Below are 21,798 nucleotides of genomic sequence, written 5' to 3'. Positions count from 1 at the left end.
ACGGGGTTACGCCCTGGGCGCGAGCCCGCGCAGCGCGTAGTCGACGACGGTGTCGGCGTAGGCGTGGGTGAGGGGCAGGGTGCGGTGGAGCCAGCGGTGGTTCAGGGGTCCGACGAGCAGTTCCACGGCGACGCGGGGGTCGACGGCCGGGTCGACGTCGCCGGCCGCCTGGGCGGCCTCGATGCGGCGTACGTAGTACTGGAGCTGGGGTTCGAGGAGTTGCTCGACGAACTGGGCGCCGAGTCCGGGGTTCACGACGCCCTCGGCGGCCAGCGCCCGGGAGGGCGCGTCGTAGGTGGGGTTGTTCAGCTCGTCGACGGTGGCGCGGAGCACGTACTTCAGGTCGGCGGCGAGGTCTCCTGTGTCGGGGATCTCACTGTCGGCGTCGCCACCGAGGGCCTCGTTCGCCTGCACGGCGAGGTCGAGGAAGGCGTCGAGGAGGACGGCTGCCTTGGAGGGCCACCAGCGGTAGATGGTCTGCTTGCCGACGCCGGCGCGGGCCGCGATGCCCTCGACGGTCGTCCTGGCGTACCCCACCTCGGAGACGAGGGCGAGGGCGGCGTCGAAGATGGCGCGGCGGGAGCGCTCGCTGCGCCGGGAGGCGTCGGGGGCCTTGGCGGTGGCCCCGGAGCTCTTGGCGCCGGGGCTCTTGGTGTCGGAGCTCTTGGCGCCGGGGCTCTTGGTGTCGGAGGTCTTGGCGCCGGAGCTCTTGGTGTCGGAGCTCTTGGTCGTGGGGATCCTGGAGTCGGGCATGGCCTCAATCTAGCAGCCAACGAGACGTTGCGTCTCGCCCAAGTGTTCCCTCCCGATGTTCCGTGGAACCACCCGAACGGTTCACTGCGCCCAGCCGGTCGAAGGCGGACCATAAGCACCGTCCGACGACCGACTCCCCGTCCGTGAGGAGCTCTCATTGCGCCAGACCCCGCGCGAGGCCTCGCCCCGCCGCTACCTCATGTGCCCACCCACGCACTTCGAGGTGACGTACTCCATCAACCCCTGGATGGACCCCACGAAACCGGTCGACCTGCCGCTCGCCCTCGCCCAGTGGGAGGACCTGACGGCCCGCTACCGCGCCCTCGGCCACACCGTGGAACTGCTCGACCCGCGCCCCGGCCTGCCGGACATGGTCTTCACCGCCAACGGCGCGACCGTGGTGGACGGCCGCGTGCTCGGCGCCCGCTTCGCCCACCCGCAGCGCACCGGGGAGGAGGCCGCGCACCTGGACTGGTTCCGCGCCAACGGCTACACCGAGGTGCGCGAGCCGGAGCACGTGAACGAGGCCGAGGGCGACTTCGCGGTGACCTCGTCGTGGATCCTGGCCGGCCGGGGCTTCCGCTCCACGCCGCTCTCGCACCTGGAGGCACAGGAGTTCTTCGGGCGCCCCGTCGTCGGCCTGGAGCTGGTGGACCCGCGCTACTACCACCTGGACACGGCGCTGTGCGTCCTGGACGCGGAGGCCGACGAGGTCATGTACTACCCCGGCGCCTTCTCCCCCGGCAGCCGGGAGGTGCTCGCGCGGCTCTACCCGGACGCCCTGCTCGCGACCGAGCGGGACGCCTCGGTGCTCGGCATGAACGCGGTGAGCGACGGCCACCACGTGCTGCTGCCACAGTCGGCGGTGGGGCTCTTCGAACCGCTCCGTGAGCGCGGCTTCGAACCCCTCGGCATGGACCTGTCGGAGCTGCTCAAGGGCGGCGGCAGCGTGAAGTGCTGCACCCAGGAGCTGCGCCCCTGAGCCGCCGGGCGACCCCTGCCCCCCCGGGGGCCGGCTACTCCGGGGGCCAGGGGTCGCCCCACTCGGCGTCCCTGGCCGCCTTGTACAGGGCGCCGTGCCGCTTCGTGACCGTCTCGCGGGTCAGCCCGGTCTCCTCGGCGCCGCAGAGGTCGAGCAGCACCTGGCCCTTGCGGATCTGCGGCTTCCGGGTCACCCGCGAGGCCGCGGGCGCGACGGGGAACCGGGTGGCCGCCACGTAGGCGAACTTCTCGTCCTCGTACGGCAGCGAGCCGCCCTTCACCTGCCGGTGCAGCGACGACCTGCTCACCCGGGCCGCGAAGTGGCACCAGTCCCTGCCCGGTTCGATCGGGCAGGCCCCGCTGTGCGGGCAGGGCGCGGCGACGGTGAAGCCCGCCTCGACGAGGAGGGAGCGCGCGGCGATGATCCGCTCGTAGCCGTCGGGGGTGCCGGGCTCGACGATCACGACCGCCTGCGCGACCCGCGCGGCCTCGGTCACGAGCGCCGTCCGGTCGGCCTCGGTCAGCTCCTTCAGGACGTACGAGACGGTCACCAGGTCCGTCGCGTCGAGCCGCAGCGCCCCGCCGATCCGGGCCCGGCGCCATTCCGCGGCGAAGACGCCGTCCGCGAGCTCCCGGCCGAGGGCGAGCGCGGGCTCGGCCCAGTCGAGCACGGCCGTGCGCGGGGCGCCGTCCCAGGCCTCCGCGACCGCCCAGCTCGCCGCGCCGGTGCCGCCGCCGACGTCGGTGTGGGTGGCCGGCTCCCAGTCGGGCGCCGCGTCCCGCAGGGCGTCGAGGCACGCCCGTACCGCCTCGAACGTCGCCGGCATCCGGTACGCGGCGTACGCGGCGACGTCGGAACGGTCGCGCAGCACCGGGGCGTCGGTCGGGGTGGTCCCCCGGTAGTTGGCGATCAGGCGGTCGACGGCCGAGGCCGCCTGGCGCGGCGGCAGACCGTCGAGGAGCCCGGCGAGCGCGGCGCGCAGCCCGTCGCCGGAGGCCCGGCCGGAGGAGAGGGAGGAGGCGTTCACCTCCACATTTTAGGCGGTCGGCGCGGGGCCTCGGGCGGCCTGCCGGGCGGCCTCGGGCGGGGGTGCTCAGGCGGCCTGCGCGGCCTGCGCGGGAGTGCTCAGGCGGGCGGTCGGGGGCTCCAGGGGCGGCAGAGGCCCAGGAAGCAGGCCAGTGCGCCGGCCGCGCAGACCAGCTGGACGACGGCCATCGGGACGGCGGTCGCCTCGCCGGCGATGCCGACGAGCGGCGACGCGATCGCGCCGATGAGGAAGGACGAGGTACCGAGGAGGGCGGAGGCCGAGCCCGCGGCGTGCGGGGTGCGCATGAGCGCCTGCGCGTTGGTGTTGGGCAGGACGAGACCCATCGCCGACATCAGGACGAAGAGCCCGGCTGCCACGGCGGCGAGCGAGGGCTTCCCGAAGACCCCGCTCGTCATGACGAGCAGCGCCGCCGCGGCGAGGACGATCACCCCGAGGCCCCAGGCGAGGACCTTGTCCAGGCTGACCCGGCCGACGAGCAGCTTGCCGTTGATCTGGCCGAGGGCGACGAGGCCGATGGAGTTGAGGCCGAAGAGCAGGCTGAAGGTCTGCGGCGAGGCGCCGTAGATCTCCTGCACGACGAACGGCGAGGCCGAGATGTACGCGAAGAGCGCGGCGAAACCGAGGCCGCCGGCCAGCGTGTAGCCGGTGAAGACCCGGTCGGCGAGCAGCGCGCGCATGGTCCGCAGCGCCTGGCCGACGCCACCCTCGTGGCGCCGCTCGGGCGGCAGCGTCTCGGCCAGCCACTTCCAGACCACCAGGGTGAGCAGGACGCCGATGACGGCGAGGACGTGGAAGACGCCCCGCCAGTCGGTGATCCGCAGGATCTGGCCGCCGATGAGCGGGGCGATGATCGGGGCGACGCCGGAGATCAGCATCAGGGTGGAGAAGAACCGGGCCATCGCGACGCCGTCGTACAGGTCGCGGACGACGGCCCGGGCGATGACGATGCCGGCCGCGCCGGCCAGGCCCTGGAGCAGCCGGAAGGCGATGAGCAGCTCGACGGTGGGCGCGAAGGCGCAGACCGCGGTGGCGGCGACGTAGACGAGCATGCCGATGAGGAGCGGACGGCGCCGTCCCCACTTGTCGCTCATGGGGCCGACGACGAGCTGGCCGAGCGCCATGCCGGCGAGGCAGGCGGTCAGGGTCAGCTGCACGGTCGCGGCGGGCGAGCGGAGCATCTCGGTGACCTCCGGCAGCGCCGGCAGGTACATGTCCATGGAGAGCGGCGGGAGGGCGGTGAGCCCGCCGAGGACGAGCGTGACGAGCAGGCTCGCGCGCCGGGTGGCGGCGGGACCGGCGGCGGTGCCGACGGGTATGTGTCCTGGGGTTTCCTGCTTCGTGTGCGGGCCGCTCTCCGGCATCGACTGCTCTCCATTTCGTTGAAACTTTCCCTATGCTCTCAGCTCGTCGGGGCGGGCCGGAACCTTTCGGGAGGGCGGGGCATGGGGAAGACCGTGCGGTGGGGCGTGGTGGCGACGGGCGGGATCGCCGCGAAGTTCGCCGAGGAGCTGCGGGCGGTGGACGGCGCGGAGGTGGTGGCCGTGGCCTCCCGTACGGAGGCGTCGGCGCGGGCCTTCGCCGACCGGCTCGGCATTCCGAGGGCGTACGGGGAGTGGTCCGCGCTCGTCGCCGACCCCGACGTCGACGTGGTGTACGTGGCGACCCCGCACCACGCGCACCGGAAGGCCGCCGGGCTCGCGCTGGAAGCGGGCAAGGCGGTCCTCTGCGAGAAGGCTCTCACCCTGAACGCGGGCGAGGCAGAGGAGTTGGTCGCGCTCGCCCGGGACCGAGGTCTCTTCCTGATGGAGGCCATGTGGATGTACTGCAACCCGCTGGTCCTGCGCCTCGCGGAGCTGGTCCGCGACGGGGCGATCGGTGAGGTCAGGACCGTCCAGGCGGACTTCGGTCTGGCCGGCCCGTTCGCCCCGGACCACCGGCTGCGCGACCCGGCGGTCGGCGGCGGGGCCCTCCTCGACCTCGGCGTCTACCCGGTCTCCTTCGCCCAGCTGCTGCTCGGCGAGCCCGACACCGTCCAGGCGCACGCGCTGCTCTCGCCCGAGGGCGTGGACCTGAACACGGGGATCCTCCTGGGCTGGTCGTCCGGGGCCTCGGCCCTGCTGTCCTGCTCGGTGGTGGCGGCCACCCCGATGACGGCGTCGGTGACGGGCTCGGCGGGCCGGATCGACCTGCCGCACGGCTTCTTCTTCCCGGACCGCTTCACGCTGCGGCGGGACGGCCGTGAGCCGGAGGAGTTCGTGCTCGACGGCGACGCCGACCGGCAGTCCCTCCGCCCGGAGGCGGAGGAGGTGATGCGCTGTCTGCGCGCGGGCCTGACCGAGTCCCCGCTGGTACCGCTGGACGGTTCGCTCGCGGTGATGCGGACGCTCGACGCGATACGGGACCGCGTCGGCGTCCGCTACCCGCAGGAACGGGCTACGCGGGCGTGAGCCCGGGGTTCCCCGCCTCCGTGACGTAGGACCCGGCCGTGGTGACCGGGGCGCCCGGGGTCGTCACGGCCGGGACCGTACGGAAGTCGGCGCGGGCGCTGTCCTCGCCGAGCGCGACCGTCACATAGCCGCGCCGCCCGTTGGTAGACCCTCCCTGGACGGATGGTGTCCGTGAGGCATTGGAGTGGCGCGGGACGGCGTGGGGTTGTCGCGTACAGAACATCCGCGTGTCGGACGGGTGAGTTCCCTGTGCATCGATCTCCCGTACGCTGCGCGCCCATGAGCACTGAGTCGCGGGTCGCGGTGGTGACGGGAGCGGGTTCGGGCATCGGCCGGGGGGTGGCCCTTGCCCTGGCCGAGGCGGGCTGGCGGGTGGCGCTCGCGGGCCGCAGGCGCGAGCCGCTGGAGGAGACGGCGGCGGGGTCCGACGCGCTCCTCGCCGTCCCGACGGACGTGACGTCACCGCAGGCGGTGTCGTCCCTCTTCGACTCCGTACGGGACCGGTGGGGCCGCGTGGACCTGCTGTTCAACAACGCGGGCACGTTCGCGGGCGGCGGGACCCCGGTCGAGGAGCTGTCCTACGAGACCTGGCGCTCGGTGGTGGACGTCAACCTGACGGGCGCGTTCCTGTGCGCGCAGGCGGCGTTCCGGACGATGAAGGAGCAGTCTCCGCAGGGCGGCCGGATCATCAACAACGGCTCGATCTCGGCGCACGTGCCACGCCCGCACTCGATCGCGTACACGGCGACGAAGCACGCGATGACGGGCCTGACGAAGTCCCTGTCCCTGGACGGCCGCCCGTACCGGATCGCCTGCGGCCAGATCGACATCGGCAACGCGGCGACGGACATGACGGCCCGGATGCAGTCGGGCATCCTGCAGGCCAACGGTCAGCTGGCGGTGGAGCCGGTGATGGACGCGGCGGACGTGGCGGCGACGGTGGTGCACATGGCGGCCCTGCCGCTGGAGGCGAACGTGCAGTTCGCGACGGTGATGGCGACGACGATGCCGTACATCGGCCGGGGGTGACGGGCGGAGGGGGCTCGCGCCCCCTCCTCTTCAGGCCTGTCCGGTCTCGAACCGCGCGACCTTCCCGCCCTCGACGACGAACCGCCAGGCGGTCCGCATCTCGCCCCAGGTGTCGTTGCGGTAGTTGGCGACGAGGGTGAGCCCACCGTCCTTCTCGGACTGGACGTCCATGTGGCCGCGCGAGGAGAAGATCTCCTTGTCGGTCCACTCGCGGACGTCCCGGTCCGAACCGTCGTCGGACATGGTCGCGTCGGGGGCGAGGGCCGCGAAGAAGGCCTGCTCGTCGTTGGCGTTGAGGGCGGCGACGAAGGTGCGCACGGCGGGGTCGCTGAGCTTGTCGACAGGAATCGTCATGGCCCTACCCGTACACCCCCCACCCCCGCACGGCACGGACCCGGGCCGCGGCTGTGCCGCGCGTCGGGAGGAGGACTCGGCCACCTGGCGGAGCTGGCAGGCTTCGGGCTCATGAGCGAGCACATGAGCGACCACACGGACGACGCGTGGCACACCGTCGAGCGCCTTGCCTCCTGGATCTCCGCGCATCACTCCCTGCCGCCGGAACAGGACGTCCTCCTGCGCGTCCTGAAGCTGTCGGAGGAGGTCGGGGAGGTGGCGCAGGCCCTCATCGGGGCCACGGGGCAGAACCCGCGCAAGGGGACGACGCACTCCTGGCAGGACGTCGAGGCCGAGCTGTGCGACGTGATCATCACGGCGATGGTGGCGCTCCGGACGCTGACCCCCGACGCGTCCGAGGTCTTCGCCGGGCACGTGCGGCGGGTGGCGGAGCGGTCGTTGGGGGAAGGAACCTAGGGACCTCGGGCTGCTGGGTCGCCCGGTTGTTTCCGTCGTGGACACCTCCGCGCAAGGCGCGGGCGGATAAAATCTTGCGGCGGGGGTGACGGTTTGGACGAGCGGGCCGTGTCGGCCGATGCCACACGCCGGGACGACGACGGGGTCCTCGACGCGGCCGTGACGCGTCGGGAGAGCGCCGGCGACTCCCCGGCTCTGCTGCGATTACCGGCAGCGCTCGCCGAACGGTTCGTGGTGGTACGGGAGTTACCGCACCAGGGCCGAGAGGCGGACGTGCTGCTCGTCCGCGACGCGGCGGGGAGCCGGTGCGTCGCGAAGGTGTACCGCAGCGGGGTCAGGGTCGCGCCCGAGGTCTGGGAGCGCCTGCGCGGCCTCGACACCCGCCACGTGGCGCGGGTGATCGAGACGGGGTTCTCGGACGGGCGGGACTACGAGGTCTCGGAGTACCTCTCCGCGGGGTCGCTGGACGAGTTGGTCGGCGACCGGGCCGCGGTGGCGCCCGAGGTCCTCGCCGGGGTCCTCGCCCAGCTGACGGACGCGGTGGCCCATCTGCACGACGCGGGGATCGTGCACGGCGACCTGAAGCCGTCGAACGTGCTCCTGCGCGGCAGGGAGCCCCTGGACCTGGCCCTCGCGGACTTCGGCGTGAGCAAGTCGCTCGACGCGACCTCGCGGTTCACCCAGCGCGTGTTCGGGACCCTGGCGTACTCGGCCCCGGAGTACGTGTTCGGGGCGGAGGTGTCCGGCTCGCAGGACTGGTGGGCCGTGGGGGTGATCGCCCGTCAACTCGCCACCGGGCGGGCACCGTTCGAAGGCCTGTCGGAACAGGCCGTCCGGCACCATCTGGCGACGCGTCCTGTGGACGTGTCGGACGTGCCGGACGAGCGGGTGCGGCTGCTGTGCGCCGGGCTGCTGGTCCGGGACCCGGAGCGCCGGTGGGGCGCCGCCGAGGTGCGCGACTGGCTGGCCGGCGGCACCCCCGACGTGGCCGAGGAGCCCCTGGAGCCCGCCTCGGGACCGGCGGGCGCGGGGGGCGGTCTCAGGCCCCTGCAGTTCCACGGCGTGCGGCACACGGGCCGGGCGGCGCTAGCCCGGGCCCTGGCCGCGGACTGGGAGACGGCCGCCAGCCGGTTCTTCGGCTCCATGGGGGAACGGGACGAACCCAGCCAGGCCTGGCGCCAACTGCGCGCCTATCTCGCCCAGTTCGACGATCCCGAGCGCGACGACCCGGAAGAGCTCCTGGAGCTGATCGACGTCCACCTCCCGGGCGACGACGAGCCCGACACGAAGCTGCTGCGGCTGCTGCGCTGGCTCGACCCGACGATGCCGCCGGTCTACCGCGGCACACGCATGCTCCCCGAGGACCTGCTCGCCCTCGCCGAACAGGCCTCGTCCACCCGGGACGACACCGAACGCCGGGCCGCGCGCGAGCTCGTCGACACGCTGTACGACCACGACCTCCTCGCCGCCCTCGCCGGCTTCGGCGACGGCGGCCGGCTGCTCGCCGACGTCGACCGGCGCTGGCGCGACCTGAACGCCCGCTGGGACGCGCTGCGGGAGTCGACCGTGCTGCCCCCCAGGATCCGACGGGAACTCGCCGACTCCGAGATCCGGGTCGAGGCGCTGGCCGTCGCCGTCGCCCCGGAGTGGGCGCGGGCACTGCGGCAGCGTGCCGAGGCGGGCGCGGCGGCCGTCCGGGGCGGGACCGGCTGGTTCGACGCGCTGCTGGCCGACGGCGGCGACCCCGTGCGCCACCTGGCGGCCGTACGGACCCTGCCTGCCGCCGAGGCCGAGGCCCGCCGCATGAACGAACTCCGGCGCGCGCACGCGGCGGCGGAGACCGCCGATCGGCAGGAGTGGCAGGTCGCGGAGGAACAGCGCCGGTCAGGCAGCGGAGAGGCGATGCGGCGCGCCGTCGGCGGAGTGGCTCTGCTGTTCGCCCTGCCGGTCGGTCTCCCGCTGGTCCTGGGACCGCTCATCGGCGACGGGGAGTTCCTGGGGCGGTTCCTGCCGGCGGCGATCGTGATCTTCGGGATCTCGCTCGTCTGCGAGCTGGTCCTGGCGGCGAAGCTCGGAGACATGTACCACCCGAGGTGGTCGGTCCGGTCCCGCCTCGCCGAGGGGATCCGCGGGCTGCCCGGCCGGCGGCGGGCGCTCGCGACCCAGCTGGCGCCCATGCGGAAGCGCACGATCGCCTGCGGCGGGGGGTGCCTGCTCTATCTGGCGCTCGCCACCGTGATCTGGGCGGTCGTCACGCTGGAGGTGTGGTCGCCGGTGCCCGTCGTGATCGCGGCGGGGTACGGAACATGGACGTTCGTCCGGTACCGGGACTGGCGCACGGCGCACCTGTCCCGGCGGACGCAGGCTCTGGGGGAGCGATGAGCGGGCCCAAATGCACGGCGTACCAGGTGGACGAGTCCCTCACCCCCGCGGAGTTGCGCGCGGCCGCGCGGGACGCCGCGGTGCGCGAGGCCACCCGTCGGCGGGCGGAGGCCGCCCGCGCGGCGGCCCTCCAGGCCGCGGCCGCCCGCGACGCGGCGGTGCGCGAGGTGAAGACGCGCAACGCGCGGATCACGGCGCTCGCCCGGTCCCGCGACGACCTGAGCGAGCGGTACGGAGCGGCCATCGCCGCCCGGCCACCCGCGCCGCTGCCGATCGGTACGCAGGCCACGTCCGAGCTGGAGGCCTGGTGCGCCCAGGTCGACCTCGAACTGGACGCGGTGGAGAGGGGGTTGCGGGAGCAGTCCGCACGGGCCTTCGCGACGGAGCTGTTCGCCGACGTGACCGGGGACCGCGCCGAGCGCCGCCCGGTCGACGCCGCCGCGCTGTTCGCGGACACCTCGGAGCCCTTGGAGCCCGCCGCGCCCGAGGACGTCGCGGCGACCCTGACCCGTGTCCTGGCGCGGCTCCTGCCGGACTGCTCCGAGGACCACCGGGCGCGGGCCCGGTCCGCCGCGGTGCGGGTGGCCGAGGCGCACACCCCCGACGAGGCGCGCACCTGGCTGACCGAGACCCGGCTGCGGGTCCAGCGCGCCAACGAGGCAGTGGAGGCCGGGCGGCGCGACGCGGACGAGGCGATCCGGCTCCTGCACGACCTGGAGGACCTCGGGAGCGCGACGGAGCCGGACGTGGACGCCGTCCGCGCCGGGCTCGCGGAGGTCGTGGCCGGACACCGTACCCTCGACGAAGCCCTGCGCAGGCGGGCGGCCGACTGCCGGGCCGCCGCCGAGGCGGAGGCGGAGCGGGCGTATGTGGTCACCACGGTGACCGACGCCCTCACAGACCTCGGCTACGAGGTCGGCGGGGCGTTCGAGACGCTCACCGTCGCCGACGGCGCCCTGCGCCTGTCGCGGGGCGAGTGGCCCGAGCACGCGGTCAACGTCGTCGTCGACCAGCGGAGCGGTCAGCTGCGGACCGCGCTGGTGCGCACCGCCCCGGGACGCGGCGACGACGACGCCCACCTCGACGTGGAGCGCGAGGAGCAGTGGTGCGCGGACTTCGACGCCCTGCGGGGCCGCCTCGCGCAGGCGGGTCTGACGACGGACGTCCAGGTCGCGGTCCCGCCCGGACAGGTGCCCGTGCCCCTGGCCGTCCCCGTGGCGGCGCCGCGACCGCAGGCCCGGCCCACCCACCGGGAGCGCGAGCGATGACCGGCCCGCAGGACGCCGAGGGCCCGCGCGGACAGGAAGCCCCGCGCGGCGAGGCCGGGCACGGACGGGAGGCCGCCCGGGCGGAGGGGCCGCCGTTCCTCCGGGAGTTCGAGGCGACGCTGCCCGTCCACGCGCAGTTCGTGCTGTGGGGCAACCGCCACGACAGTTTCCTCGTACGGGAGCCGGGGGGCGCCCGCCCCCGGCTGCTCTCCCTGCTCGACCTCCTCTGGGAGACGCTCCGTGCCGACGGGTACGCGTGCCTGCTCGTGCACGACCCCGTGGACGGGATCCAGCTGCATCTGCCGGCGGGTGCCACGGCCGAGGAGACCGAGCGGGCCGAGACGGCCGCCGGCCTGCTCCTCCCCCGGCTCCCGCGCCCCGGCACCCTTCCCTCGCTGGAGACCCTGCGCGGCCTGATGGCCGAACTGGCGCGTCCGGCACAGCAGATCCGGGCGGCGCTCGCGATCGAGGACGCCTCCCGCATCGCGCGGAGCGCGACGGAACTGGAGCCGAACGAACGGGACTTCTTCCGGTTCTGCGCGCGGCTCTCCCGGATCGCCGCCCCGGTGGGCGCGCCGAGCGGACGTACGACCCCGCTGTACAACCCGGTGATCTGGCTGGCGGACAGCGAGGGGGACCTGCCGGCCTGGTTCACCTCGGCCAACGACCAGATCCGGTCCATCGGCCTCCCGATGCCGGACCTGGGCGACCGGCAGGCGACCGCGCGGCTGCTGATGAAGCTCTTCGGTGTCACGGACCTCGACGCGGACGCGCGGGCGACCGAGGCGTGCGAGACGTTCGCGGCGCAGACGGACGGGCTGACGCTCCAGGCGATGATCGAGGTCACGCGGCTGGCCCGGGACCGCGGCCTGACGATGGCGGAACTCCCCGACGCGATCCGCGTCTACAAGCTGGGTGTCATGGACAACCCGTGGAAGCGGGAGTACGTCCGCCGGCGGATCACGGACGGCGAGCACTCGATCCCGCGGCGGGTCGTCGGCCAGCCGCAGGCGGTCACCAAGACCCTCGACATCCTGAAACGGGCCGCCCTCGGCCTGTCCGGGGCCCAGCAGTCCAGCTCCTCGGCCCGGCCGCGCGGCGTGCTGTTCTTCGCCGGTCCCACGGGCGTGGGCAAGACGGAACTCGCCAAGGCCATCTCGTCGTTGATCTTCGCGGACGAGTCCGCGTACCTGCGGTTCGACATGAGCGAGTTCTCCGCGGAGCACGCCGGTGACCGGTTGATCGGGGCGCCGCCGGGATACGTCGGTTTCGAGGCGGGCGGCGAACTGACCAGCGCGGTGCGTCAACAGCCGTTCCGGGTGATCCTCTTCGACGAGATCGAGAAGGCGCATCCGCGGATCCTGGACAAGTTCCTGCAGATCCTGGAGGACGGCCGGCTGACCGACGGACGGGGCTCGACGGTGCACTTCTCCGAGTCCGTCCTCGTGTTCACCTCGAACCTCGGGATGACCGCGGACGACGGCGCGGGGCGGCTCGTGCCCCATGTGCACCCCGAGATGCCGTACGAGGAGATCGAGGAGCGCGTGAAGGCCGCGATCGGCGACCACTTCACGCGCGTCCTCGGCCGCCCCGAGCTGCTCAACCGGTTCGGGGACAACATCGTGGTGTTCCACTTCATCGACGGCGAGGCCGCCGCCCGCATCTTCGATCTCCAGCTCGCCAACATCGTCTCCCGGGTCCACGAGGAGCAGGGCATCGTCCTGGACGTGGCCCCCGAGGCCCGGGCCGCCCTGCGAAAGTGGTGCACCGACAACCCGCGCATGGGCGGCAGGGGCATCGGCATGGCCCTGGAGTCACGGTTCGTCAACCCCCTCGCCCGGGCCCTGTTCGACCGCGACCCGGCGGCGGGCGCGCACGTCCGGGTCACCGGACTGCGGCGCGAGGGGGACATCGTCTCCGTGGAGCTGGCATGACGGCCGCCGCGGGCTCGGGCGGGCCCGTCGAGCTGATGCTGAACAAGGCGCACTATCCGGTGACGGCGCTCGGCCCCGGGACCCGGGCGGGCATCTGGACGCAGGGCTGCACCATCGGCTGCGTCGGGTGCGTGTCGCAGGACACCTGGGCGGCCGATCCCGCGATGCTCGTGGACGTCGCCGCGGTCCAGGCCTGGCTCGCGGGTCTGCCGGATCCCCTCGACGGGATCACGATCTCGGGCGGGGAGCCGTTCCAGCAGCCGGAGGCGCTCGCCGCGCTCCTGGAGTGGATCCGGGACTGGAGCCGGGAGCGGCCCGCTCCGCTGGACGTGCTCGTGTACAGCGGGTACTCCCTGGACCGGCTGAGGAGGGACCACGCGGCGCTCCTCGGCCTCTGCGACGCGGTGCTCACCGGCCCCTACGTCGAGCGGCTCAACAGCCCCGGCGGGCGCTGGCAGGGTTCGAGCAACCAGCGGCTGACCGCGCTGACCGAGCTGGGGCGCGCGCGGTACGAGGAGGAGTCCGGCACGGGCGCGTCGCCGCCCATGCAGGTCGCGGTGGCCGACGGCCGCGTCTGGTTCATCGGAGTTCCCCGGCGGGGCGACATGGACCGGCTCGGCGACCGGCTCCGGTCGGCCGGCATCACCCTGGACGAGGTGTCATGGCGCAGTTGAGCTGTGCGACGTGCGGTCTGGCCGCGGAGGACGACGATCTCGTCTGCCGGGGATGCTCGGGCAACCTCAGCCGTCCCGTCGTCGCCCGGCACACGGGCGCGGCGCGCGCGGACGGTCCGGCCGAGGAGCCGATGCTCTGCCCGCACTGCGGCGCACCGGTTCCGGTGCCGACCAACCAGGTGTGCGTGGCCTGTCAACGGCTGCTCCGCGAGGCGGGCGGGGGCACGGGCGCGGGCGCGCGGGCGGCCCGCCACGACGTGCCGGGCACCCTCCTGCGGATCCGGTTCGGCGCGGTGGAGCGCACGGTGACACCGGGCAGCACGCTGCTCCTCGGCCGCGACCCGGCCGCCCCCACCACACGCCCTCTGCTGCGGCGCTACGACAACGTCTCCCGCCGGCACGCGACCGTCGGTCTCGAACCGGACGGCACGGCGTGGGTACGGGACGAGCACTCCACCAACGGCACCTTCGTGAACGACAGTCCGGCGAGCGCCGGCGAGCGGACGCCCCTGCGGGACGGTGACGTCCTGAGGCTGGCCTCGGACTGCGTGCTCGGGATCTCCCTCGACCGGCCGAGGGGCGGGGAACGGCGCTGAACCGGACGCCGTTCCCCGCCCCCGTCTCATCCGTCACCCGTCCCCGTCAGTCGCATCCCTTGGTGCTGTGGGCGGTGATCGCCTCGGCCGTGTAGGGGCACTGGAAACCGATCCAGCGCAGTTCCTCCCACAGCTGCGACCACGGCTTCAGGGGGCCGCGGCAGACCATGAACTTCTGGCCGTCGTCGGAGACCGGGAGGGCGTTCTCGTACGCGCCGCGCGGCTCGCAGCTCTCGAAGAGCGCGCCGAACTGCTTCGGATCGGCGCCGATGGTGATGACGGTGGTCTTGTCGTCGCCGGGCCGGCCGAAGTCGGCGTACGAGTTGTGGCCGCTGTACGCCTTGGGCAGCCCGTACTCGGGGCCGTACTTGTCGATCGCGCCGGCCTGGCCGTAGTGGTTGCCGTAGATGACGGTGCGCGCCTGTTCGTCGGCCGGCAGCGAGCGGTACACGGTGCTCACCTGCTGCGTCATCGCGGGCCAGCCGACCTGGTCGAACTGGACGATGGCCATGCCGCTGAGGACGGGGTTGCTCGCGTAGACGTTGATCGGGAGCGTCGGCAGCAGCAGGATCGCGCAGCTCAGCGCGTTCAGTCCGGTCAGTCCGCCGACCACGCCGAGTCGGGTGGCGCTGCGGGCCCATCGGTCGGCGACCACGGCCCCGGCGGCGAGGAGGACGTACTGCAGGGAGGTCGTGTAGGCGCCCTGGCCGCCGACGACCAGGAGCACGACCACCATCAGGGGGTAGGCCCAGCCGACGAAGCGGTAGGGGCGCCACTCGGGGCGGCGCAGCAGCGCGACGAGTCCGGCGATCCACATCGGGCTCAGGAAGAGGCCGATGAGGAGGAGTTGCATGGGCAGGAAGGTGGTCCGGGAGAGGGACTCCAGTGCCTTGGAGAGCGCGGCGCTCATCTCCAGCTGCGGCATGCCGTGCGTCACCTGCCAGACCAGGACGGGCGAGGCGATGGCCACGGCCACGGCGACCGCGGCCGGGAAGCGCCAGGTCCTGAACACCCACCGCGGTCCGAACGCCAGCAGCCCGGCCCCGAGGCAGAGGAGCAGGAGGACCAGCAGGTACTTGGCGGTCAGGCCGACGCCGACCACGACGGCGATCGCCCACCACAGGCGGGTGTTCCGGGTGCGGACCATCCGGATCAGCAGCCAGGTCACCGTGATCCAGGACAGTTCGTCCCAGTTGTTCGTGCCCATGATGTGGCCGGTGTACATGACCAGGCCCGAGGCGAAGGCCATGAACCCGGCCAGGATCTGCGCGCGGGAGCCGCCGCCCAGTTCGCGGGCGATCAGCGGGGCGAGGACGACGGCGAGGGAGGCGAGGAGCGCGGGGACCAGGCGGAAGCCGATGAGGGTGTCCCCGAAGAGCGCCATCTCGACCTTGGCGACGAGCGCGACGAGCGGCGGCTGGTCGACGTAGCCCCAGTCGAGATGGCGGCTCGCGGCCCGGGTGTACAGCTCGTCCACGTGGTAGCCGTGCCGGCCCGCCAGGGCCAGCAGGCTCACCGTCATCGCGGCGGCGGTCAGCAGCACCGGCCGCCAGGGCACGGGGGTCAGCCCCGCCGGCGGCGGGGGCTCCTCGTGTGCCGAGGGAGCGGTCGGTTGTACGGTCGTCATCAGGGCTCCGTTCCGTTCCGTCATGGCTCGCCGCCGTGCCGGATGCGGACACGACTCAGCCCTCAAATATCGAGGCGCGCCTCCGGGTCCTCAACGAACTTGCCCCGTGCCGACATTGCGCAGGCCGTGGCCCGCGTCGGCGGGTGACGCGCGGCTGGCCTCGGAGTTTCGTCCTCGGGTCAACTTCGTGGCGGGGCCCGCCCCGCCGCCGGAAGACTTCGGGTCGCATCGGCGGACGTCACTCACGGAGGGCACGGCATGACCACACCCCTGCCGCGCAACCGGAACTACCGCATTCTCTGGTCCGGCATGCTCCTGTCCGAGCTGGCCGGCGAGGTCGCCTACATCGCGTTCCCGCTGCTCGTGCTGGCCGACGGCGGTTCGGCGGCCGCGGTCGCCGGAGTCGCCGCAGTCCTCGCCGGCGCCCGCACACTGGTCAGCCTGCCCGCCGGGGCGCTGGCCGACCGGGTGGACCGGAAGCGGGTGATGGTGGCGACCCAGGGCGTCCGTACGGTGGCGATGCTCGCCGTCGCCCTGGTCCTCCTGCTCGCCGACTGCCCGCCGTGGCTGATCCTGCTCGTGGCGGCCGTCGAGGGCGCCGCCGCCGGTGTCTTCGTGCCGGCCGAGCACGCGGCCCTGCCGCAGGTCGTGCCGGAGGCACAGCTGCCACAGGCACTGGCGCGCAACGCGGCGCGGCCGTTCGCCGCGCTGCTGATCGGCCCGGCGCTTGCCGGCTTCACTTTCGGGCTGCACGAGGTGCTGCCGTTCGCGCTGAACACCTCGGTGCTCGCGGTGTCGTTCGTGGCACTGGCCGCACTGCACCTGCCGCGCCGCGCCACGGCACCCCCGGCGGGCGAGGCGCCGAAGCCCGAGGCCGCCGCCGCGCCGCGCCTCGGCGGCTTCGGGCCGTTGCTGCGCATGCCGGTCATCCGGGCGACGATGGCCTGGATCGTCGGCGTCAACCTCGCGTTCCACAGCCTGGTCGTGCTCGTCCTGATCGTCTCGGGCGAGGACGGTGTCGCACCCGGGCAGATGGGCCTGATGATGACCTGCTTCGGCGCGGGCGGACTGATCGGCGCCCTGGTCGCCGACCGGCTGCACGCGGCGGCGCTCTCCCCCGCCGTGCTCGTCATCGCCTCGACCTGGGTCTTCGCCGCCGTCGCCGTGGCGATGGCGTACGCACCGCGCGGCATACCGCTCGGCATCCTGCTGGGCGTCGCCGCGATGGCGATGCCGATCGCCAACACGACCGTGATCACCTGCCAGCTGTCGGCCGTCCCCGACGGCCTGCGGGGACGGCTGTCCGGCCTGGTCGCGCTCGGCTCCGAACTGGCCGCCACGGCGGGCCCCGTCGCTGCGGGCGTCCTGGCCACGGCCTTCGGCGACGACGCCGTGAGCATGCTCGGCGCGGCCGCGCTGCTGGTGGTCGTCGCGGCCGGCGCCACCCTCAGCCCGACCCTGCGCCGCCTCGCGCTGCCCCGGCCGTCGGCCGCACCGCAGCCGGCGCACCCCTGACGACCGACAACGGAGGAACACGATGCTGAAGCTGCGGTTGCGCGACGAGGACATCGCCGCGATCGAGAAGATCACCGCGGAGGTGGTGGAGCGGTTCTCGTCCATCGAGGATCCCGAACTGCACCGGGCCGCCCAGGTCTACGCACACGAACTGCCGCGCGAACTGAGAGCGGGCCTGGTCGACTTCAGGCTGACCGAACCCTCGGGCGTGCTGGTCGTGTCCGGACTCCCGGTCGAGGACGCGGCGCTCGGCCCCACGCCGGCGGACTGGCGCGAGAAGCCCGCGCCCGACGCGACGCTCCGCCTCGACATCCCGTTCCTGCTCATCGGCTGCCTGCTCGGCGAGCCGATCGGCTGGGCCACCCAGCAGGACGGGCGGGTCATGCACGACATCTTCCCGATCCGGGCCCACGAGCACGGCCAGATCGGCTGGGGCAGCGCGGAGACCCTCGCCTGGCACACCGAGGACGCCTTCCATCCTCTGCGCACCGACTACCTGGGCCTCATGTGCCTGCGCAACCCCGACGGGGTGGAGACGACCTTCGCCGACATCGCCGACGTACGGCTCGACGACGCGACGCGCGCGGCCCTCGCCGAGGAGCGTTTCAAGATCCTGCCGGACGACTCGCACCGTCCGCAGAACCAGGTCGCGGGCGGCCAGGAGGATCCCGAGGTCGCCGAACTCATGAGGCGCAGCGCCGAGCGGGTGGACAGCGCCCTGAGCTCCCCCGAGCCCGTCGCGGTCCTCTTCGGCTCGCCGAAGGATCCGTACGTCCGGCTGGACCCTTATTACATGCAGGGTGTACAGGGGGAAAACGAGCAGCACGCTCTTGACAAGATTTCTGATGCCCTGGACAGCGCGATGGGCGGGGTGGCGCTCGAGCCCGGCGAGATTGCTTTCATAGACAACTACCGGGTGGTGCACGGACGGAAGCCCTTTCAGGCGCGTTTCGACGGCACCGACCGCTGGCTGCGCCGCCTGAATATCACTCGTGATCTTCGAAAGTCCCGGCACGCGCGTTTGTCGGCGGCCTCGCGCGTCATCTACTGACGAGTTGTCATTTTCCGCTGTCACCAAGGGATCTGCGCCCCACGACCACTGCTAGGGTACTGATCGCAATTGCCGTGGCAGGCCGTGGAATCTTCGACGAATCAACAACCTTGCCATCGCTGGCGACACACGCATAGGCTCCTGTGTGCGAATTGTGACTCGGGGGTGGCAATGTTGCGTATCAAAGTTTCCGGCGAAGACATCCAACGGCTAAGAATGGTCCATACTTTAGGGCCTGTGTCCGAAGCGGTCTTCGCACTTCATCACTTCGGACGTGAGCGGGCCCGCGGGAGTTTAGGCTGGCACAAGTTCGTGCGCGAGCGACTCGGCGACGACCTCCCCGCCGTGGGCGAGGTCGTCTCCCAGTACCAGGCCGTTCCCGACCTCCTGTGGTTACTCGAGCGGGAGGGGGCCGACGCCGAGTCGGTGCCGCCCGCCGTCCGCGCCCGGGCCCGCCGCCTGGCCCAGGTCGTCTTCCTCTTCTGCAGCGCCGCGATCCTGCCCTACTGGTCGCAGATGCGGGCCCGCCTCGAGACCGAGCGGGACGCTCGCGGGCGGATGGCCATCACGAACGGCGTCGAGTTCCTGCTCGCGGGCCTGCACCCCAAAGTGACCTGGGAGGCCTCGGAACTGCGCATCGCGTCCCACCTCGACCTGGAGATCACGCTCGACGGACGCGGACTGATCCTGAGCCCCTCGCTCTTCCTCCCCGACAAGACCGTCGTCCTCGTCCGCTCCGAGCGGCAGTCCAGCCTGCCGGCGCTCGTCTTCTCCGTGCCGCTCGATCTCCACGATCTGGAAGCACCCTCCGAGGAGTCGGAGAGCGACGGCGACCGGGCACTGGCCGCCCTGGTCGGAGCCACCCGCGCGGCGGCCCTGCGCGCACTGTCCGAGAGCGGCACCACCGGCGACCTCTCCGACCGGCTCGGCATCTCCCTCTCCGGCGCCAGCAAGCAGGCCACCGTGCTGCGCGAGGCGGGACTGATCACGACCCTGCGCAACCGTACGACCGCGATGCACACCCTCACCCCGCTCGGACTCGCGCTCCTGCAGCGGAAATTGCACGCGGAGGCCACCGGTTCGGCGGGCGACCCGGGCGGCCAGGGCAGCCCCGGGGCGGACGGGCCGAGGAGCGGCTCCAGGTTCCGCGGCTAAGGCATGACCCGTATCTCGGCCACGCGCCCCTCGGCGAGCAGCACCACCGTGTCGGCCCTCTCCAGCGAGGCCAGGTCCGACGCCGAGGCCACGACGCAGAGTCCCCGCCGGTCCACCGCGTCGCGCAGCAGATCCAGGACCGCCGCCGCGTCGACGGCGGCAAGTCCGCGGGTCAGATCGTCGGCCAGCAGCACATCGGGGGTGCCGGCGAGCGCGAGCACGACCTCCGCCGCGCGCGTCTGCGCCGGCCGCTCCGCCACCGGCACCAGACCCACATGCGCGAGCCGGAGCCCCTCGGCCAGCCGGACCTCGCCCGCCGTCAGCGGATCAAGACCCGCCGCGCACCGCAGAACACCCGTCTTTCCCGCGCCCTCAGGCCCCGCCAACGCCGTCCACGTACCGCTCGCGCACGCGAAGGAAACATTCTCGATCCCGTGTCCGGACTCGACGCCCCCGGCTCCGATCGTGCCGGCATGAGAGAGCTCGAGAGCCGGACGCTGTTCAGTCATGGTGGTCTCTTTCGACGCTCGGGAGGTCAATTGTGCAACCTGTCCGCCGTCCCCGTTCCCAACCGGCGGAGAGGGGCCGAGTTTCTCCACCTCTCGTTCCCGACACTCGGCCTGACCAGCATGTTAGGGCGTTCAAGGGTGCGGAGCCCATACATTCCACCGCCCGGAAAGAACTACAGCCAGCTGTAACGCGCGAAGCCTCGCGCTCTGCTCCGACACGTTCCCTGGCGCCGCCGTTGCACTCCATGCTCTATCTCCTCGGCGAATTCACCACGGCCAGCATGAGTTTGTTCTCCTTTCTGCTGCTCTGTCACCCGAGTATGCGTCAGTCGTGGGCCGAATGGCATCGACAGCGGGCTGCCCGGCTGCTGGACCGTCAGGTCCGCGCGGAAACCATCGACCTGCCCCGGTACCTGCGGTGGCTCGCCCTGCACATCACGCTCGGGGTCGCCAGCGGGATCGCCGCGGTCATCTGCGTCGGCAACGCGCTCCTGATCATGTGGACTCCCCTGCTGTCCTGGGTCCTTCCGGCGCGGGAGAACCCGCAGACGGTGCTGGACATCCCGGTGCTCGGCTGGCGCGACATCGTCGTCGGCCCGTCGGTCGGCAACGTGGTGTTCGCCGTCGGATGCCTGGCGCTGCCGCCGCTCGCCACGGTGTACGCCCGCCTCACGCTCGCCGCGCTCGCCTCGTCGCGTACGCAGGTGCTCGCCGACCGCGTGGCGACGCTCACCCGCACCCGTACCGACGCGCTAGAAGCGCACGCCGCGGAGCTTCGGCGGATCGAGCGCGACCTGCACGACGGCACCCAGGCCCGGCTGGTGGCCGTGGCCATGCGGCTCGCGGTGGCCCGGCGGTGCCTCGACCGGGACCCGGCCACCGTCGTCCGGATGCTGCGCGAGGCGACCGAGGTCACCGAGGAGGCGATGGTCGAACTCCGCGAGGTGCTCCGCGGTATCTATCCGCCCATCCTCGCCGACCGCGGACTGCCGGGGGCCCTGCGCACCGTCGCCGCCCGCGGCGGGGTCCCGGTCTCGATCGACATCGGCGAGCTGCACCGGATCCCGGCGGCCATCGAGGCGGTCGCCTACTTCGTGGTCGCGGAGGCGCTCACGAACGTGGCCAAGCACAGCGGGGCCACGGAGGCGGGGCTGCGCGTGTGGCGGGGCGAGGACCTGCTGACCGTCGTCGTCACCGACAACGGCGTGGGCGGCGCGCGGGAGGACAGCGGCGGCGGGCTGACCGGTCTGCGGGGCCGCGCGCAGGCCCTGGACGGCCGTGTCACGGTCGTCAGCCCGTCGGGCGGACCCACCACGATCACCGTGGAGCTGCCGTGCGGGTAGTCATCGCGGAGGACAACGTCCTGCTCTCCACCGGTCTGGAGCTGCTGCTGACCAGCTCCGGCTACGAGGTCGCCGAGGTCACCACCGACGCCGAGAGCTTCCTCGCCGCGGTGGACCGGCACCGGCCGGCCGTCACCCTCGTCGACGTACGGCTGCCGCCGTCGTTCCGTGACGAGGGGATCCGGGCCGCGATCGAGGCCAGGCGGCTCCATCCCGGCCTGCCGGTCCTGGTCCTGTCCCAGTACGTCGAGCAGCTGTACGCCTCCGAGCTGCTCTCCAGCAGCGGCGGCGGTGTCGGCTATCTGCTCAAGGACCGGATCAGCCGGATCGACGAGTTCCTGGCGGCGCTCGACCGGGTGGCCGCCGGCGGCACCGCGCTCGACCCCGACGTGGTGGCCCAGTTGCTCGCCCGGCGGACCCAGCCGCTGTCCACGCTGACCCGCCGGGAGCGACAGGTCCTGGCGCTCATGGCGGAGGGCCACGACAACGCCACGCTGGCCAGGAAGCTCTCCATCACGGACAACGCCGTGCACAAGCACATCGGCAACATCTTCGCGAAGTTCGAGCTCACCGAGAGCGACTCCGGCCATCGGCGGGTGCGGGCCGTGCTGACCTACCTGGAGGCCCGCTGACCGTGGACGGCTCGGCGGTGGACCCGTCCGACGACAGGGCCCA

General features: G+C 72.8%; 21 protein-coding genes. 14 read left to right on the top strand and 7 right to left on the bottom strand.

Features of this window, described 5'->3' with window-relative positions; genetic code table 11:
• Nucleotides 1–6: 6 nt before the first annotated feature.
• Entirely contained in the window at nt 7–753 is a 747-nt protein-coding gene (locus ACF09C_RS12920; RefSeq protein WP_392091527.1) for a TetR/AcrR family transcriptional regulator, read from the bottom strand.
• Between the two features lie 157 nt (nt 754–910).
• Here ACF09C_RS12920 and ddaH point away from each other — a divergent pair, with 157 nt between their 5' ends.
• Nucleotides 911–1,735: a dimethylargininase gene (gene ddaH / locus ACF09C_RS12915; RefSeq protein WP_392091525.1), complete on the top strand. Its 825-nt coding sequence runs from the start codon at nt 911–913 to the stop codon at nt 1,733–1,735.
• Nucleotides 1,736–1,769: 34 nt separating this feature from the next.
• On the opposite strand, the gene ACF09C_RS12910 is transcribed toward ddaH, so the two are convergent.
• Nucleotides 1,770–2,762 (bottom strand): small ribosomal subunit Rsm22 family protein, encoded by a 993-nt coding sequence (locus ACF09C_RS12910; protein ID WP_392091524.1) that lies wholly within the window; start codon nt 2,760–2,762, stop codon nt 1,770–1,772.
• Between the two features lie 98 nt (nt 2,763–2,860).
• Nucleotides 2,861–4,144: a Bcr/CflA family multidrug efflux MFS transporter gene (locus tag ACF09C_RS12905; RefSeq protein WP_392091523.1), complete on the bottom strand. Its 1,284-nt coding sequence runs from the start codon at nt 4,142–4,144 to the stop codon at nt 2,861–2,863.
• A gap of 81 nt (nt 4,145–4,225) precedes the next feature.
• Between ACF09C_RS12905 and ACF09C_RS12900 the strand changes: the two genes are divergently transcribed.
• The gene (locus tag ACF09C_RS12900) at nt 4,226–5,230 is read left to right on the top strand and encodes a Gfo/Idh/MocA family protein (protein ID WP_392091521.1); all 1,005 of its coding nucleotides are present in this window, start codon (nt 4,226–4,228) and stop codon (nt 5,228–5,230) included.
• Here the strand turns inward: ACF09C_RS12900 and ACF09C_RS12895 are convergent.
• Complete coding sequence (locus ACF09C_RS12895; RefSeq protein WP_392092017.1) at nt 5,217–5,354, bottom strand: hypothetical protein; 138 nt, start codon at nt 5,352–5,354, stop codon at nt 5,217–5,219. The two genes, ACF09C_RS12900 and ACF09C_RS12895, sit on opposite strands and share 14 nt — an antisense overlap.
• 155 nt (nt 5,355–5,509) lie before the next feature.
• Between ACF09C_RS12895 and ACF09C_RS12890 the strand changes: the two genes are divergently transcribed.
• Nucleotides 5,510–6,259 (top strand): SDR family oxidoreductase, encoded by a 750-nt coding sequence (locus tag ACF09C_RS12890; protein ID WP_392091520.1) that lies wholly within the window; start codon nt 5,510–5,512, stop codon nt 6,257–6,259.
• Between the two features lie 30 nt (nt 6,260–6,289).
• Here ACF09C_RS12890 and ACF09C_RS12885 read toward each other — a convergent pair whose 3' ends face one another.
• Nucleotides 6,290–6,613, bottom strand: coding sequence for a nuclear transport factor 2 family protein (locus ACF09C_RS12885; protein WP_392091519.1), 324 nt, complete (start codon nt 6,611–6,613; stop codon nt 6,290–6,292).
• A gap of 111 nt (nt 6,614–6,724) precedes the next feature.
• On the opposite strand from ACF09C_RS12885, the gene ACF09C_RS12880 reads away from it, so the two are divergent.
• From ACF09C_RS12880 to ACF09C_RS12855, 6 genes are all read left to right on the top strand, one after another.
• Nucleotides 6,725–7,069: a MazG-like family protein gene (locus ACF09C_RS12880; RefSeq protein WP_392091517.1), complete on the top strand. Its 345-nt coding sequence runs from the start codon at nt 6,725–6,727 to the stop codon at nt 7,067–7,069.
• A gap of 108 nt (nt 7,070–7,177) precedes the next feature.
• Nucleotides 7,178–9,451, top strand: coding sequence for a protein kinase (locus ACF09C_RS12875; RefSeq protein WP_392091515.1), 2,274 nt, complete (start codon nt 7,178–7,180; stop codon nt 9,449–9,451).
• Nucleotides 9,448–10,719 (top strand): hypothetical protein, encoded by a 1,272-nt coding sequence (locus ACF09C_RS12870; protein ID WP_392091514.1) that lies wholly within the window; start codon nt 9,448–9,450, stop codon nt 10,717–10,719. Before ACF09C_RS12875 ends, ACF09C_RS12870 begins: the two co-directional genes overlap by 4 nt.
• Entirely contained in the window at nt 10,716–12,653 is a 1,938-nt protein-coding gene (locus ACF09C_RS12865) for an AAA family ATPase (RefSeq protein WP_392091512.1), read from the top strand. The genes ACF09C_RS12870 and ACF09C_RS12865 overlap by 4 nt, the downstream gene beginning before the upstream one ends.
• On the top strand, nt 12,650–13,327 hold the full coding sequence (locus tag ACF09C_RS12860; protein ID WP_392091511.1) for a 4Fe-4S single cluster domain-containing protein: 678 nt from the start codon (nt 12,650–12,652) through the stop codon (nt 13,325–13,327). Before ACF09C_RS12865 ends, ACF09C_RS12860 begins: the two co-directional genes overlap by 4 nt.
• Nucleotides 13,315–13,923 (top strand): FHA domain-containing protein, encoded by a 609-nt coding sequence (locus ACF09C_RS12855; protein ID WP_392091509.1) that lies wholly within the window; start codon nt 13,315–13,317, stop codon nt 13,921–13,923. The genes ACF09C_RS12860 and ACF09C_RS12855 overlap by 13 nt, the downstream gene beginning before the upstream one ends.
• Before the next feature lie 46 nt (nt 13,924–13,969).
• Here ACF09C_RS12855 and ACF09C_RS12850 read toward each other — a convergent pair whose 3' ends face one another.
• Nucleotides 13,970–15,550 (bottom strand): ArnT family glycosyltransferase, encoded by a 1,581-nt coding sequence (locus ACF09C_RS12850; protein WP_392091508.1) that lies wholly within the window; start codon nt 15,548–15,550, stop codon nt 13,970–13,972.
• Nucleotides 15,551–15,808: 258 nt separating this feature from the next.
• Here ACF09C_RS12850 and ACF09C_RS12845 point away from each other — a divergent pair, with 258 nt between their 5' ends.
• The 3 genes from ACF09C_RS12845 to ACF09C_RS12835 all read left to right on the top strand — a co-directional run bounded on the left by ACF09C_RS12845 (nt 15,809) and on the right by ACF09C_RS12835 (nt 19,271).
• Entirely contained in the window at nt 15,809–17,065 is a 1,257-nt protein-coding gene (locus tag ACF09C_RS12845; RefSeq protein WP_392091507.1) for an MFS transporter, read from the top strand.
• Between the two features lie 22 nt (nt 17,066–17,087).
• Nucleotides 17,088–18,116, top strand: coding sequence for a guanitoxin biosynthesis L-enduracididine beta-hydroxylase GntD (gntD, locus tag ACF09C_RS12840; RefSeq protein WP_392091506.1), 1,029 nt, complete (start codon nt 17,088–17,090; stop codon nt 18,114–18,116).
• Between the two features lie 312 nt (nt 18,117–18,428).
• Nucleotides 18,429–19,271: an ArsR/SmtB family transcription factor gene (locus tag ACF09C_RS12835; protein ID WP_392091505.1), complete on the top strand. Its 843-nt coding sequence runs from the start codon at nt 18,429–18,431 to the stop codon at nt 19,269–19,271.
• On the opposite strand, the gene ACF09C_RS12830 is transcribed toward ACF09C_RS12835, so the two are convergent.
• Nucleotides 19,268–19,780, bottom strand: a complete 513-nt coding sequence (locus tag ACF09C_RS12830; RefSeq protein ID WP_392091504.1) for an ABC transporter ATP-binding protein — start codon at nt 19,778–19,780, stop codon at nt 19,268–19,270. The genes ACF09C_RS12835 and ACF09C_RS12830 overlap by 4 nt on opposite strands.
• A 281-nt stretch (nt 19,781–20,061) precedes the next feature.
• Between ACF09C_RS12830 and ACF09C_RS12825 the strand changes: the two genes are divergently transcribed.
• Both ACF09C_RS12825 and ACF09C_RS12820 read left to right on the top strand, forming a co-directional pair.
• A complete protein-coding gene (locus ACF09C_RS12825; protein WP_392091503.1) occupies nt 20,062–21,123 on the top strand; it encodes a sensor histidine kinase in 1,062 nt (353 codons plus the stop codon).
• Nucleotides 21,114–21,755, top strand: a complete 642-nt coding sequence (locus ACF09C_RS12820; RefSeq protein ID WP_392091501.1) for a LuxR C-terminal-related transcriptional regulator — start codon at nt 21,114–21,116, stop codon at nt 21,753–21,755. Before ACF09C_RS12825 ends, ACF09C_RS12820 begins: the two co-directional genes overlap by 10 nt.
• The last annotated feature ends 43 nt before the right edge of the window (nt 21,756–21,798 follow it).

The sequence above is a fragment of the Streptomyces sp. NPDC014870 genome (genome assembly GCF_043081505.1).
GTDB lineage: Bacteria > Actinomycetota > Actinomycetes > Streptomycetales > Streptomycetaceae > Streptomyces.
The sequence above is the reverse complement of the archived record's forward strand: the minus strand, read 5'-3'. Positions and strand labels throughout refer to the sequence as shown.

What these genes read in the sequence shown, in the direction of transcription:
- ACF09C_RS12900 (WP_392091521.1), top strand. Translation starts at nt 4,226, where the DNA reads ATGGGGAAGACCGTGCGGTGGGGCGTGGTGGCGACGGGCGGGATCGCC.
- ACF09C_RS12905 (WP_392091523.1), bottom strand. Translation starts at nt 4,144, where the DNA reads ATGCCGGAGAGCGGCCCGCACACGAAGCAGGAAACCCCAGGACACATA.
- ACF09C_RS12860 (WP_392091511.1), top strand. Translation starts at nt 12,650, where the DNA reads ATGACGGCCGCCGCGGGCTCGGGCGGGCCCGTCGAGCTGATGCTGAAC.
- ACF09C_RS12845 (WP_392091507.1), top strand. Translation starts at nt 15,809, where the DNA reads ATGACCACACCCCTGCCGCGCAACCGGAACTACCGCATTCTCTGGTCC.
- ACF09C_RS12890 (WP_392091520.1), top strand. Translation starts at nt 5,510, where the DNA reads ATGAGCACTGAGTCGCGGGTCGCGGTGGTGACGGGAGCGGGTTCGGGC.
- ACF09C_RS12880 (WP_392091517.1), top strand. Translation starts at nt 6,725, where the DNA reads ATGAGCGAGCACATGAGCGACCACACGGACGACGCGTGGCACACCGTC.
- ACF09C_RS12855 (WP_392091509.1), top strand. Translation starts at nt 13,315, where the DNA reads ATGGCGCAGTTGAGCTGTGCGACGTGCGGTCTGGCCGCGGAGGACGAC.
- ACF09C_RS12870 (WP_392091514.1), top strand. Translation starts at nt 9,448, where the DNA reads ATGAGCGGGCCCAAATGCACGGCGTACCAGGTGGACGAGTCCCTCACC.
- ACF09C_RS12850 (WP_392091508.1), bottom strand. Translation starts at nt 15,550, where the DNA reads ATGACGACCGTACAACCGACCGCTCCCTCGGCACACGAGGAGCCCCCG.
- ACF09C_RS12885 (WP_392091519.1), bottom strand. Translation starts at nt 6,613, where the DNA reads ATGACGATTCCTGTCGACAAGCTCAGCGACCCCGCCGTGCGCACCTTC.
- gntD (WP_392091506.1), top strand. Translation starts at nt 17,088, where the DNA reads ATGCTGAAGCTGCGGTTGCGCGACGAGGACATCGCCGCGATCGAGAAG.
- ACF09C_RS12830 (WP_392091504.1), bottom strand. Translation starts at nt 19,780, where the DNA reads ATGACTGAACAGCGTCCGGCTCTCGAGCTCTCTCATGCCGGCACGATC.
- ACF09C_RS12865 (WP_392091512.1), top strand. Translation starts at nt 10,716, where the DNA reads ATGACCGGCCCGCAGGACGCCGAGGGCCCGCGCGGACAGGAAGCCCCG.
- ACF09C_RS12825 (WP_392091503.1), top strand. Translation starts at nt 20,062, where the DNA reads ATGAGTTTGTTCTCCTTTCTGCTGCTCTGTCACCCGAGTATGCGTCAG.
- ACF09C_RS12920 (WP_392091527.1), bottom strand. Translation starts at nt 753, where the DNA reads ATGCCCGACTCCAGGATCCCCACGACCAAGAGCTCCGACACCAAGAGC.